This is a genomic window from Clostridia bacterium (assembly GCA_016887505.1).
GTDB lineage: Bacteria > Bacillota > TC1 > TC1 > UBA5767 > UBA5767.
The window spans coordinates 1,405,522-1,419,586 of sequence record CP069393.1; the positions used below are offsets into that span (position 1 = coordinate 1,405,522).

Consider the following 14,065-nt stretch of genomic DNA (forward strand, 5'->3'; position numbering starts at 1 on the left):
TCGGTCTAACCTATACAATCTTCGTTACAAATGCATGGCTTTCCCATACTTGTTTTACGCTCATAAATGCTTTCGCAATATAACTCGTGATATCTCCAGCTTTCATGGACTCCTCGCCCCATTCCCGGGCGGCTAAATCTCCCGCAAGTCCATGTAAGTAGGCTCCTGCCTTCGCGGCTGAAAAAGAATCCAGCCCCTGACCCATGAGTGCTCCAATCATACCACTCAAAACATCTCCTGCTCCACCAGTAGCCATGCCCGGATTGCCCGTACTATTGATGGCCAATTCATTCCCATCATAAATCAGCGTTCGGCTACCCTTTAGGAGGACGACACCTCCATACTTCATATATAATTCTTTTACTGCTCCGAGTCGATTTGCCTTCACTTCAGCAGCACTCCAGTTAAGCAGTCTAGCTGCTTCACCTTCGTGGGGGGTAATAACCATCTGCTTATTCTTATCGATCTTTGCTGAATCCATGTATGCCAGCAGGTATAGTGCATCTGCATCTACAACCATTGGAATCTTGGATTCAAGTACTAATCTATGTACTAGCCCAATCGAGGAATCGTGTCTCCCCATGCCTGGTCCTAAAATTAGCACATCGCGCAAATTGCATTCTTCAAGTATCGCATCCGCTAAATTTTCTCCCAAGCAACCATCTTTCCCAATCATGGGAATGGTCATCGCTTCCGTTAATTTTCGTTCCATAATTTCATTAATTTGTTCCGGAACAACACAGCTGACCAATCCAGCACCGCTTCTAATCGCACCTTCGGCACATAAGTATACAGCACCAGTCATACCTTTTTTTCCACCAACCATAAGAATCTTACCCGCATCCCCCTTATGAATTTGAGCATGCCTTTTACCAATCATTTCACTGATTCCCTTGGTCGTCTGAATTCTGTACTTTCCTTCATACTGTTCTAGCAAAGCCTTTGGCAGGGAAATATTTCCTAAATACACTTCTCCTGCTCGCTTCTTCTCATCCAAGTACAGTCCCAACTTTGGAGCACCCAAAGTAAGCGTATATTCACTTTCCATAACGGTATCGCCCAAACCAGTGTTGCTGTCTAACCCTGACGGTATGTCTAGAGCAATCTTGGTTGCAGAAGAGTCATTATAGTGTTCATAAATCTGCCATAGTTCCTCCCGTATAATACCGGAAAAACCCGTTCCGAACAATGCATCAAGAAGAATGTCTGCTTCTTCCATGCATTCCAGTATTCTCTTTTTTTGGTTCGAATAAATCAAATGGGAAGAATCCACTTCCATCTTTTCTATGATTTGGTACTGCTTCTGGGCATCTGGAGATAACTTTTTGATATCAAAAGCTAGAATTAAATATGGTTTATAGCCTAAATTCCAAAGGTGTCGGAATACCGCGATACCATCGCCTCCATTGTTTCCTTTTCCGGCAATGATGCATACCATCTGAGATGTCAAGTTTACATGTTTCTGCATAAACTCCACCACCCGTAATGATGCATTTTCCATCAACACCAATCCTGGAATACCGAAATCTTCAATTGCTTTTTTATCTATCTCCTTAATCACTTTTCCTTCAACGGCAAACATCTAGTCCTCCCCTATCGCAAAGGCAATGGCCATACCTGCTTCATGAGATAAACTCAAGGATACAGAACGTATATTCAAACTAGAAAGTACTTTTTCCGCATCCTTACCAAACCGGTAAAATGGCTCTCCCGACTCTTTCTTATCCACTTCAACATCCAGAAAGCTGCAAGCAGACAAGCCCTTGCCCACCACCTTCATAAATGCTTCCTTGGCTGCATAACGAGCTGCATATTTTTCCCAAGATGAAGCTTGGCTTTCACAATAAGCCTGTTCACTCGGTGTAAATACCCGATTTCTAAAATGATCGTTTTTGTTTATTGCTTGTTTGATGCGTTCTGTATGCACCAAATCTACACCAATACCAATTATCATAGCTTTTCCTTTCAAAGTATCATATCTATTATACAACAAGCCCATTGTAAAAAGAAGAAACCAGTCGAAACTGGTTTCTTCTTTACTCCATGCTATCGCTAGATGCTTCACAATTCGTATTGTTAGCCAAAACGCCCTGTTATGTAATCTTCTGTTCTTTGATCTCTAGGATTGGCAAATATTTTTTCAGTACAATCGTACTCGACCAACTCACCGAGCAGAAAATAGGCAGTTCGATCCGATATTCGAGCTGCTTGTTGCATAGAATGGGTTACAATGGCAATCGTGTAATCCTCCTTCAAGCGACTTATCAGCTCCTCTATGCGACTAGTCGCAATGGGATCTAGGGCTGACGTTGGTTCATCCATCAAGATGATATCCGGCTGTATTGCCAAACAACGAGCAATACAGAGTCTCTGCTGCTGTCCTCCCGATAAGCCATAGGCATTGTCATTTATACGGTCCTTGACCTCATCCCAAAGCGCTGCAGACTTAAGACTCGTCTCTAAAATTTCTGCCAACAATTGCTTGTTTTTTATACCATGAATCTTAGGACCATATAACACATTCTCATAAATGGATTTCGGAAACGGATTTGGTTTTTGGAATACCATACCTACTTTAGTCCTCAATTCCTCAACCCGGAGTGACTTGTCAAAAATATTTCTCCCATGGTACAAGATTTCTCCTGTGGTATGAACACCAGGTATATTCTCAATCATACGATTTAGTGTCTTAATGAAGGTAGATTTTCCACATCCACTTGGTCCGATAATGGCGGTCACATGGTTTTTAAAGATTTCCAGGTTCACATCTTTTAGAGCCTGCGTATCGCCATACCAGAGGTTTAATCCTTTAATATCATATACAATCTCAGGCGTATTCATTATTTTTTCACGCAAATTTTTATCCTCCTGCTAATAGCTTTTCTGAAATTTGTTCCGGATAAAGATTGCCACCGAATTCATCAGGAACAGCACCACTAGCAAGACCACGATGGTTGCCGATGCTAGATTGGCATATTCTTTGGTTAATACACTATCCAAGGTCCAATAATAGATTTGAATAGGAAGGGCAGTGAAATCATCCATAATACTAGTCGGTACCCGCATAATCAACGCTGGAATTCCAAGTACGACTAGCGGCGCTGTCTCCCCCATTGCCCTAGATACCGATAAGATAGAACCAGTTAAAATACCCGGAATGGCAATCGGTAAGACAACCTTCCAGATTGTCGTCCATTTGGTCGCGCCCATAGCATACGAACCTTCACGCAAATAGCCAGGTACTGACCGAAGGGCCTCTTGAGACGCCACTACAATGATTGGTAGAACCATCAAGGACAAAGTCAAGCCACCAGCCAAAATACTCGAACCCAGGTGCAAAACCCTACCAAACAATGATAAACCAAGCAGGCCAAAAATAACGGAAGGAACGCTAGCGAGATTGGATAGGTTGATGCGGATAAAGTCTCGAATCTTGCCTTCTTTTGCATACTCTTCTAAGTAAATTGCGGTAGATACACCCAATATAATGGTTACTGGAATAACAATCAGGATTAGTCCGATGGAGCCAACTATAGCACCCCAAATACCAGCCTTTTGAGGGAAAATTGACAAGTTGCTAGTTAGAAACTGCCAATCAAGCCAGCCGATGGACTGCCTAATAATTTGGTAAAATAGGATCACTAGTACAGCGATGGCGAATACCGTTGACAAGGAAAAGACTCTCTGCAACAGATTGTTAAGCCAAACCCTCCGCTTAATGTGGGAAGAATCAATCTTGAACGAGCGTTTTTGATTTATCTTTTTGTCTTTTTCAATGGCCAATTCCTTTAATAGTTGAGTTTCAAAATTCATCTCAATACACCTCTCTATATTTTTTAGAAATATACTGAGCCACCAAATTCATTAACAAGGTAAAAATAAACAAAAGTAGACCCACAGCATACAGACTGTAATAACCCGTTGTACCCGCGCCGGCATCGCCACTGGTAAATTCAACAATATAGGAGGTCATGGTCTGCATAGACTGAGTAATATCAAAACTGAAATTCTTATTACTTCCACTAGCAATCGCAACAATCATCGTTTCTCCAATTGCCCTGGATATGGCTAAAACGAAAGAAGATACGATGCCGGAAACTGCAGCCGGTACCACTACCTTGGTTGCTACCTCAAAGCGAGTCGATCCTAGGCCCAAGGCACCTTCCCGCATGGCATTTGGTACTGCATTCATGGCATCCTCCGACAAGGAAGCAACCATGGGGATAATCATAATACCCATTACAATTCCTGGACTGATTACATTTTTAGCCCCCAAGGAAGGAATCAGATGCATTAAAAGTGGCGTTACGAAAGAATAGGCAAAGAATCCGTATACAATGGTCGGCACACCCGCTAAGATTTCTAGTATCGGTTTTAGAACTCTACGTTTCCCCGCAGAAGCAAATTGGCTCAAATAAATCGCCGCTGCGAGTCCTACCGGCACGGCAACCAACATGGCAATAAGCGAAGTAAAAATAGTTCCATTGATGAGAGGAAGAATACCAAAAGAAGGATTTGCACTTAGAGGCGCAAGACTTGTACTGAAAACTTCTGAAAATGGAACCTTTTGAAAAAATTTGTATGCATCAAAAAATAGGGTCAGTACAATACCGACTGTAGTCAGTACAGACATGGATGCCATGAGCAAGAGAAACTTGGGCATAAAGGCATCCACATGGTTTTTCTTATGACTTATATTGTCCTGAATCAGCAGCCGGACATTGGTTTTTCCGTCCATATTTATTCTATCCTTTCGGTGTATTCCTACAGTTGAGTCATTTCATAAATGCTTCATACTAAATTAGACAGAACCAAGATGAGGACTTTCTCCTCATCTTAGCAGCAATCCTATCTCACATCTTTATTTGCTAGTTGATAGCATCCAGCTGAGCTGCATAGGCAGCATAGGTTTCAGCAGGAAGTGGCGCAAAGCCAGTTTCTCCAGCCAATTTTTGTGCACCTTCCGCAGATACTATGTACTTTGCAAAATCCAATACCTGAGGCTTTTCTTTGGCATAGTTCACATTCAAATACGTGAATACTGGTCTTGTGAATTGGGCATATTCTAAGTCTTCACCAATGGTCTCAAGTGTCGGTGCAACCGGTCCCGCACCAAAGTCTACATGAACAGCTTGCAGTTTGTCTTGATTGCTCTCATAGTAGCCATAACCAAAATAGGCAATTGCATATTGATCGTTGGCTACCAAATCAACTAGGGTCGAATATTCTTGCTGTAGACTTGCAGTCTTGACCATAGGCTGCTCATCCAGAATCTTTTCGTAGAAAAACTCATAGGTACCATGATTTTCATTTGGTCCATAAAACTTGATTTCTTCTGAAGGCCAGTCTGGGCGAATGTCAGACCAAAGGACCACATCGTCCGCTTTATAGGAACCGGAAATAAACATACTGATGATTTCTTCTGCGCTCATTTCGCTAGCCCAGTCATTTTCCTTGTTAATTACCATGGTTAAGCCATCTAGCGCTAATTTTATTTCAATTACATCGCGGTCCATTTCTAACCCTTGCTCCTTGAGTAAGGCTACTTCTTTATCTTTAATCTTTCTAGAAGCATCTGAAAAATCGGTTTCACCTGGTATAAATTTTTTAAAGCCAGCACTAGATCCTGCACGGCCAACCTGCACGCTGACTCCAGGTTCTTCCTGTGTCATGTATTCTTCTGCAATATAGGCCATCAAGGGATATACCGTTCCAGAACCATCTATGGTAACAGTACCCTCTAGCGCATCAGACGCTACTTCTGAATCCTCATTTCCCGAACATCCAGTGTAGGCAAAAAGCAGGGACATGGCGACTAGTACAATTATAATTTTCTTTAGCATTAAACTTCCTCCTATATTCTTGGTCAACTCATTGTGGTCTTCACTGCAACTTACAAATGAAGTATAGCATGATGTTTTTCAACTTGTGTTTGATCGAAGTTAACCTTTTGTTAAGAATAGGTTAAGGCAATCTAGCACTGCTGCATTACTTTTTGTATTGTCCTTTCTCATCCTAAATTTTCTCTATCTATAGTTTCAAGAAAGGGTGACAAGGGTATATAAAAAAGCGATAGAGGAAAAATCCCCCTATCGCGAATAGAATACTTTATATTATACCTTGTGCTATAGCCCGCCTGCCTGTTCACAGATGGATGATCTCATTGTTTAATAATTAGGCCCATCAACCTAGATAAGAGGATTGCTTGCTGGGGAGAAACAAGAGCCCCTTTCAAATCCTCAATACGAACACCCAGGCCAGAAATATTGCAGCTGCTGATATCAATACCATCAAGCTTTAGCCCTGACATTTGACATTCTCGCAAGTCAGTGTTCGTCAACCGAACAGCGGTAAAACTAGACAACTGAAAATCAGCAAAACATAGGGATGACTCTTCAATACTTACCCCATTCCAATGTGAAAATCTGAAGTTAGCATACCCTGCATTGCACCTGCCAATAGATACGTGTCGCAAGGATGCTTCACTAAGGTTTGACCCCAACAACTTGCAGTCGAGAAACTCAACTCGGTTGAATGTCGCATTGCTTAAGTCCAAATTTGACATGTCACAATTTTCGAATCGCACATCCTCAATGTCCGCTCTTCTAAACGTTCCATCCTGAAAAGTAGTATTCCTGATGATTGTTTCTTTCAAACATACACTTTCAGCACTTCTTGCATCAAAACTACAGTCAGTTATAATTGACGCATTAATTTGCTGTTCATCCTCAATGACCCTCATGGTGTTTTCCACTAAAAACATCTCTTCGGGAAAACGAGGTACTTGAATCTTTACATTTTTCTTAGCCTTTTTCATCTTGTCTCCTGTCCCTTCGTGTAGGGAGCGATCATCTAACATCCTATCCAATATACCAGCAAGCATTCTTGTTTACAAATACCACGATTGACTGACTCTTGGTTTTTTCTACCTGTTTTCCCATCCAATCAGTAAAAAAGCCGCCAATAAGACGGTTAACTTTTCATATGAACAAGTTCAATCCCACGAGCCAACTTACTCAGATCTTCTGGTACTAAATGGTAGTCTAGGAGCTCATTTTTCGTGAATGATTCTAATGCCTCAATTGAGCCTTTAATAAGTTCAACCTCTAACTCCCGGATGTTTACACTTCGGTTGTTTGCGCGAACAATGCCTTCGTCTAGTGCACATTCAAGTACAGAATCCTTGTACTCAATTTGTCGTACATGGCGAAAAATATCCGTTTCAATGAGTGGCACTAATTCCTTACTTCCTAACACCTCTTCCAACATACCTCGTTCCTTTGGAAAATCCGCTAGGCTCAAATTAAAATCATCCTTTTTCTTATTTATCTCAATTCGAGTATGCAAACCATCCACAACCCCGCCGCCATATTTCAAGGTAGCTACAATATCTTCGTCTTCTCGTCTTAGGCGCAATCCAATCCTACTATTAGCAAGAAGCAAATCCTGGGTATCATAATATGTTGCTCTTAGATGTATGGTTCTGGCTTTATTTCCTAAAATTGAATCGTCGGACAATAAAGCGCGCATGGTTTGTTCGTCTTGAATTCCAAGTTTCAGCTCAATTTCCTTGTCCATCTATAGATCCTTTCTTGTAGTTACCCAAAAACTCAAATTGGGAAGAAGATTCCATCATGCGATACATCGCCTTGCGAACCCGATTTTCCAACAGATTACCCTCAAAATCTATAAAAAAGTAATATTCCCATGGCTTTCCAAAAATAGGTCTTGATTCAATCCGAGTCATATTAAGATCGCTTTCGGTAATAATACCGATAATCCGGTAGAGTGAGCCGATTTCATGCGCCATGGATAGGCGCACACTAATCTTATTACACTCCTTATCAATAAGAGGTGTACGTCGAACCCTGACGAAACGCGTGTAATTGGTCCCATTGTCCCCAATATTTTCAGCCAAAACAGATAGGCCATAGAGTTTTCCCGCCTGCAAACTGGCAATTGCTCCTACTCTGGGGTCATTCGTTTCGAACACTTTTTTCGCACTCATCGCTGTATTGTAGTACGGTTCAGGCAAATATCCTCGGTCTTCAATAAATTTGGCACACTGGCTAAGCGCCTGGTTATGAGAAAACACTCTCTTAATTTGGTGAATGTCCGCCGTTGGAATACCCAAAAGTGCGTGCTTGATGGGTAAAATAAGCTCTCCACTAATGTAGAGGTCATTACTAGCAATCAGATGCTCCACTTCCTTAACACCGCCAGTGGAAGAATTCTCAATGGGCAATATTAAGTCGCTGATTTCACCCTCTTTTAGGGCCAATACCGCCTTTTCAAAAGTTGGATAATTTCTGCGAGGGTCTGCCCCAGGCATCATTAAATCCAAGGCCTCTTGGCTATATGAGCCAGGGATTCCTTGAAAGCCTACAATGCGCTTTTCAGTTTCTGGATTTTTTTTATCTAATATAGCCTCTAAATCCACCATTGCATGTTTTTCATGTTTTTCGTAAACAAGGTTTCCTTGGATCCGCCGACTGGTTTCCATAATCTTTCGAAGAATGTCCCTGTAGGCCGAACGGAACTCCAGTTTTTCCATTTTGGACACATTTTTTTCTAAAACTTCTTTCTCCCGTTCTGGATGGAAAATGGCAATGTTATTCTTCTTTTTATATTGACCCACTCGTACTGAGATTTCCATACGTTCCATAAGCAAAGAACGTATTTGTTCATCTAGTTCGTCTATTTTCACCCGCAGTTCATCTAGTTCCATATTTGCCCCCACATCATCATGTCCAACACAGCTAGGGTGGCCGCTGCTTCAATTACCGGCACTGCTCGTGGCACAATACAAGGATCATGTCTCCCCTTGATGCTCAAGGTTGTATCCTCCTCGGTCTCAATATCTACCGTTTTTTGTTCTTTTCCTATGGACGGAGTCGGCTTTATGGCCACCGTAAAATCGATCGTCATACCATTACTGATACCGCCTAAGATACCACCATTATGGTTACTTCTAGTAGCTACCTCACCCTCCTTATAATAGTATGTATCGTTGGCTCTTGAACCACGCATGCTGGCTAAATCGAATCCCGTACCAAATTCCACACCCTTAACCGCCGGTATGGAAAAAAGTAAACTAGCCAAATGCGATTCGAGCGAATGAAAAAATGGTTCCCCTACACCAGCCGGTACTCCCATAACCACACATTGAACCGTACCACCTACCGAATCCTGGTTTTCTCTGGCTATTCTTATTTCTTCTTCAAATTTGCACCAGTCCGGTTGTTGAAGTACAGGATGACCTTCCTTTCTCAAAGCAGACAAGTCTTGTATGTCAAAATTCATAGAATCGATGCGACCTGCTTTCTTTTTACCTATACTCGTCACAACAGCACCTGCTTGGATGCCCTTCAGAGCAAGTATTTGAGCCGCCACAGCGCCTGCAAAAACTAGTGGAGCCGTAATTCGGCCACTAAAATGGCCTCCTCCTCGGTAATCGTTGGCACCAGCATATTTTACAAATCCAGGATAATCACCGTGTGAAGGACGCATCACATGCATAAGGCGCCCATAATCGCGACTCTTTTGATCCGTATTTCGAATAATAGCGGTAAGAGGCGTTCCTGTAGTACAGCCTTCAAAGAATCCGCTAATAATTTCAAAACTGTCCATTTCTTTTCTAGGCGTAGACCAAGCATTCTGCCCTGGTCTTCTCCTCGCCATCTGGTTTGAAATTTCCGTCAAATTCAGTTTGATACCACTAGGCAGTCCATGGATGGTAATTCCTATGGCTGGTCCATGCGATTCTCCAAACAGACTTAATTCTATGCGTTTACCCCATATTCCACTCATATATTTTTCCTCCCAGCATCTGGTAATCCTGCCAAAACTCCGGATAAGATTTGCTTACACTGTCTGGATCTGTCACCGTCAATCTCTTTTCACAACCCAATACCGCCATCGCCATGCTCATTACCATGCGGTGATCATTCCAACCAGATACTAGGCCACCACTCAGATGTTCTTTTCCAATAATGGTCAAATCATCTTCTCCCCGTTCAACATCTGCTCCTAGCGCCTTAAGATTTTGGTACACCGCTTCCAAACGGTCGGACTCTTTAATTTTTAGTCTTCCTAAGTTGGTAAGGTGACTTTTTCCCAATGCAAAAGCCAGTAGCACCGCTAGTGCAGGTACTAGGTCGGGAAATTCATTGCAATCTATCGCAATGCCCTTGGGACGACTTTTTTTCACTTGAATACTCTTGTCCGCTTGAATACGCACGTCCGCTTCCATTTCACGCATGAGTCGCATCACCACTGCGTCCCCTTGGCTAGACTTTTCAGCCAAGCCTTCGATGTTTAATTCACCACCAAGAATACCTGCTAGTAAGAAAAAGATACTTTGTGAGTAGTCTCCCTCCACAACATAGTTTCTAGCCTGATAGGTTTGGTTCCCTGGTATTATGAAAAATGAACCTCTGTTTTCGATTTGAATGCCATAATAGGAAAGCATCTCTAAGGTTAAGTCGACATACCCTTTGGACTCTAGTTCTGTACTCAATTCCAACACGCTATCTTCAGCTAGTAAGGGAAGTGTGAATAGTAGACCCGTTATGAACTGCGAGCTTACATTCCCCCTCAGCGTATACGTTCCAGGTTGCCATTTTCCCCGCACAGTTAGGGGAAGTCGCTTATTTGAATAAGAATATTCTATATTCTTTTCATCAAACAATTCAGTATATACGGACTGGGGGCGCTCTACCAATTTCCCCTTTCCAGTAAACTTGGCTTCTTTGGCAAAATGAAGAGACAAGGGAATGATAAATCGAATCGTTGAACCGCTTTCCCTGCAATCGAAAGTCACATTATCTTTGCGACCAAGACTTAGGTTTGAAGACGCTCCCTTAACCCAAGCAACAAAGCGATTGCCTTCTTCTTCAAGCCGTATCTCCGCACCGATCTTACGCATTGCATCAATCGTTGCCAAAATATCCTCACTTAAAATCAAGTTCGATATCCGGCTAGTACCTTGTGCTAAACTAGCAGCCACCAAGGCACGATGGGAAAGACTCTTGGATGGCGGAATGTCTACAGTTCCCTTTATTGTTGACGATTCTAGTGTTACCGATTTCGCTTTACTCACCATGGGAACCTCTCTCGATGTATTTAATGATATCATCTCTAGAAATTTCCTTGATAAAGGCATGCCCGATTTTCTTTAATAGAATAATGGAGATCTTGTCCCCACTCATCTTTTTATCATAAAATATCGCCGCTAACAGGTCATTTGCAGCAAGCTGCTTTGGTATCTCGCTACGAAGGCCCGTCTTTTGCAATAGACTATCCAAGCGCTCCACAGTACCTTGGCAAGTTTGTCCCATATTCTGTGCCCTTCTAGTAATATGCGCCATACCCATGGCCACTGCTTCTCCATGTGAAATATTGCCATAACCCAAATTTTTCTCGATGGCGTGTCCTAGAGTATGCCCAAAGTTGAGTATCTTTCTTTTCCCACCTTCTTTTTCATCCGAAGCTACGACATCTACCTTTTGAACCACACAGCGGCCAATGATTTCTTTTAATTTTGAAAAATCCATACTGTTATCGCTTACATACTCCTCAACTAAACTAAAGAGTTTTTCATCCCCTATGCATCCATATTTAATCACTTCGCCCATCCCACTACGGAATTCCTGGGCAGGCAGTGTCTTCAATAAGGCAGGGTCTATCCAAACGGCCTCAGGATGGTAGAAACTGCCACACAGATTCTTACCTTCTTTGAGATTGACTGCCACTTTGCCTCCAATGCTGGAGTCCACCTGAGCCAACAAGCTGGTGGGAATCTGAACGTAGCGTACTCCTCTTAGATAAGTTGCCGCCACAAATCCACCTAAGTCGCCAACCACGCCACCTCCGAGTATGAGGATTAAATCATTGCGGGTAAATCCTTCTTCGAGTAAACAGGAATAGATACTTTCTGCCATAGCTAAGCTCTTGCTTGCTTCTCCAGCAGGTACAACCATTTTCACGGCTCGAAATTCACCTTGATGGAGTTGTTCCATCAACTCCTCACCATATAAACGGTCCAAATTCTCGTCCGTCAAGACAAAAATCCTGCGCCCCTCATATACTTTGGGTATCCAGCACGATAGCTCTTGGAAAAGTCCCGTCTTAATTTGAATAGCAACTGTCTTTTGGGATAACTGCAACTCGATTTTCATGAATTCTCCTTCTGTTTTGAAACTCTATCTAAATCTTTTCTTTCAATTCTTTGGCCTGCTTTAAAATACGATAAATTTGCTTTTCATTTCCTTCAGAAATGGCCTCTTTTAAGACAAACCAGCGCTTCTCAAATTGGTCCATTTCCTCTAATAGATGTTCTTTGTTCTCAATAAATAATTCTGTCCACAAGTCTTCATTGATGGTAGCCACTCTAGTAGCATCTTTAAAACTGCCACCAATCAAAAATTTACTCGATTCTGTGAATCCATTCATCAGCAGTGATGCCAGCACATGAGGCATTTGAGACGTATAACTAACAAGAGCGTCATGTTCCGTTGGTGATAAACTTACAATCTTTCGGACTCCCAATAATTCCATCAAAGAACCCAGTAACTTTACTGCCCGCTCGCTGTTCTTCTCTGTAGGTGTTAAAAGATAATATGAACCAAGGAACATTTCCTCACGAGCTTTATCAATACCCCGTCCCTCTCGTCCGGCCATGGGATGGGTCCCTAAGAACTCCACACCCTCTGGCATGATATTTTGTAGTTTGCTTACAATATGAGATTTAATACTAGACACATCAATTACAATGGTTCCTGGTGTAAACAAATCTCGGTGCTTTATGATAAATTGTTCTGTCATCTTAGGATACAAAGCAACTATAACTACATCGGAATAAGGTATGGTCTCTTCAGGTGAGATGGACAAAACATCTGCCATCTGACGTTTCCTAGCACTATCTAGGATTTCTTCAGATATATCTACTCCTCTGACCTCTGCAACTTTTCCCACCAGCCCCAACGCAATGGAGCCCCCGATGAGGCCAAGGCCCACTATGGTAACCTTGCATTCCGAAACATTCATAGTCTACTCTCCTTGGATAACTTTTCTTATGGGGCCAATTCTATCGATCAGCTTTTTGAAATCTTCCGGCAACAAACTCTGTTGACCGTCACTGAATGCTTTTTCTGGATTATTGTGAACTTCAATAGACAGTCCATCCGCTCCTGCTGCAATAGCAGCCATAGCGAGTGGTTCTACCAACCAACGGATTCCTGCTGCATGACTTGGGTCTACAATAACGGGTAAGTGACTCTTCTTCTTCAGTATTGGTACAGCACTGATATCCAACGTGTTACGAGTATAGGTCTCAAATGTACGAATACCACGTTCACAAAGAATAACTTGCTCATTTCCACCTGCCATGATGTATTCTGCAGCCATCAGAAACTCGGTCAGGGTAGCAGCCATACCTCTTTTAAGAAGTACCGGAACTCGTAACTGACCTACGGCTTTCAATAGATCAAAGTTCTGCATATTGCGTGCCCCAATTTGGATCACATCTACTTCTTCACCGAAAGCACCAACTTGAGCTGGAGACATCATTTCTGTAACAATTGGCAAACCTGTTAAACGTCTGGCTTCTTTGAGTATTTCGATACCTTCTTGACCTAGTCCTTGGAAACTATATGGTGAAGTTCTAGGTTTAAAAGCACCTCCTCGAAGAAAGGTTGCGCCCATCTTCTTTACATCTTTTGCAATGGTAAGTAGCTGCTCTTCACTTTCTACAGCACAAGGACCAGCAATGATGGCCAATTCTTTGCCACCAACACTTGACTCACCTATTTTATAAACAGAGTCTTTGGGATGGAACAGCCGATTGGCCTTTTTGTACGGTTCAGCAACATGCATAATCTTAGCAACATCAGATCTTGCCTCTAGTTGGCTTACATTGATGTTTGTCGTATCTCCTACCACTCCAATAATAGCATAATTTTCTCCTTGGGTAATGCTTCCTTTGCACCCCAATAACTCTATCTCGTCTCTAAGTCTATTGACATCTTCAGGCGACGTGCCCGGTTTCATTACGATAACCATGTAT

At 42.3% G+C, this 14,065-nt stretch carries 14 protein-coding genes; all 14 read right to left on the reverse strand.

The window, feature by feature from the left end; translation table 11 throughout:
- Positions 1 to 10 precede the first annotated feature (10 nt).
- The 14 genes from JR334_06790 to aroF all read right to left on the reverse strand — a co-directional run bounded on the left by JR334_06790 (position 11) and on the right by aroF (position 14,061).
- Entirely contained in the window at positions 11 to 1,582 is a 1,572-nt protein-coding gene (locus JR334_06790) for an NAD(P)H-hydrate dehydratase (protein QRN84695.1), read from the reverse strand.
- Positions 1,583 to 1,969, reverse strand: a complete 387-nt coding sequence (acpS, locus tag JR334_06795; protein QRN84696.1) for a holo-ACP synthase — start codon at positions 1,967 to 1,969, stop codon at positions 1,583 to 1,585.
- A gap of 107 nt (positions 1,970 to 2,076) precedes the next feature.
- The gene (locus tag JR334_06800; protein ID QRN86879.1) at positions 2,077 to 2,841 is read right to left on the reverse strand and encodes a phosphate ABC transporter ATP-binding protein; all 765 of its coding nucleotides are present in this window, start codon (positions 2,839 to 2,841) and stop codon (positions 2,077 to 2,079) included.
- Positions 2,842 to 2,871: 30 nt separating this feature from the next.
- Positions 2,872 to 3,813, reverse strand: coding sequence for a phosphate ABC transporter permease PstA (gene pstA, locus JR334_06805; GenBank protein ID QRN84697.1), 942 nt, complete (start codon positions 3,811 to 3,813; stop codon positions 2,872 to 2,874).
- 1 nt (position 3,814) lies between these two features.
- A complete protein-coding gene (gene pstC, locus JR334_06810; GenBank protein QRN84698.1) occupies positions 3,815 to 4,738 on the reverse strand; it encodes a phosphate ABC transporter permease subunit PstC in 924 nt (307 codons plus the stop codon).
- Positions 4,739 to 4,868: 130 nt separating this feature from the next.
- A complete protein-coding gene (locus JR334_06815) occupies positions 4,869 to 5,843 on the reverse strand; it encodes a PstS family phosphate ABC transporter substrate-binding protein (protein ID QRN84699.1) in 975 nt (324 codons plus the stop codon).
- Between the two features lie 317 nt (positions 5,844 to 6,160).
- Positions 6,161 to 6,817: a pentapeptide repeat-containing protein gene (locus tag JR334_06820; protein ID QRN84700.1), complete on the reverse strand. Its 657-nt coding sequence runs from the start codon at positions 6,815 to 6,817 to the stop codon at positions 6,161 to 6,163.
- Between the two features lie 155 nt (positions 6,818 to 6,972).
- Entirely contained in the window at positions 6,973 to 7,578 is a 606-nt protein-coding gene (locus JR334_06825) for a CYTH domain-containing protein (GenBank protein ID QRN84701.1), read from the reverse strand.
- Positions 7,562 to 8,728, reverse strand: a complete 1,167-nt coding sequence (locus JR334_06830; protein QRN84702.1) for a chorismate mutase — start codon at positions 8,726 to 8,728, stop codon at positions 7,562 to 7,564. The genes JR334_06825 and JR334_06830 overlap by 17 nt, the downstream gene beginning before the upstream one ends.
- Positions 8,719 to 9,810 (reverse strand): chorismate synthase, encoded by a 1,092-nt coding sequence (aroC, locus tag JR334_06835; protein ID QRN84703.1) that lies wholly within the window; start codon positions 9,808 to 9,810, stop codon positions 8,719 to 8,721. The genes JR334_06830 and aroC overlap by 10 nt, the downstream gene beginning before the upstream one ends.
- Positions 9,791 to 11,101: a 3-phosphoshikimate 1-carboxyvinyltransferase gene (gene aroA / locus JR334_06840; protein QRN84704.1), complete on the reverse strand. Its 1,311-nt coding sequence runs from the start codon at positions 11,099 to 11,101 to the stop codon at positions 9,791 to 9,793. Before aroA ends, aroC begins: the two co-directional genes overlap by 20 nt.
- Entirely contained in the window at positions 11,094 to 12,179 is a 1,086-nt protein-coding gene (aroB, locus tag JR334_06845; GenBank protein ID QRN84705.1) for a 3-dehydroquinate synthase, read from the reverse strand. Before aroB ends, aroA begins: the two co-directional genes overlap by 8 nt.
- Before the next feature lie 28 nt (positions 12,180 to 12,207).
- Complete coding sequence (locus JR334_06850) at positions 12,208 to 13,047, reverse strand: prephenate dehydrogenase (protein ID QRN84706.1); 840 nt, start codon at positions 13,045 to 13,047, stop codon at positions 12,208 to 12,210.
- A gap of 3 nt (positions 13,048 to 13,050) precedes the next feature.
- Positions 13,051 to 14,061 carry a 3-deoxy-7-phosphoheptulonate synthase gene (gene aroF, locus JR334_06855; protein ID QRN84707.1) on the reverse strand — a complete coding sequence of 337 codons (1,011 nt, stop codon included), beginning with the start codon at positions 14,059 to 14,061 and terminating at the stop codon, positions 13,051 to 13,053.
- Positions 14,062 to 14,065 lie beyond the last annotated feature (4 nt).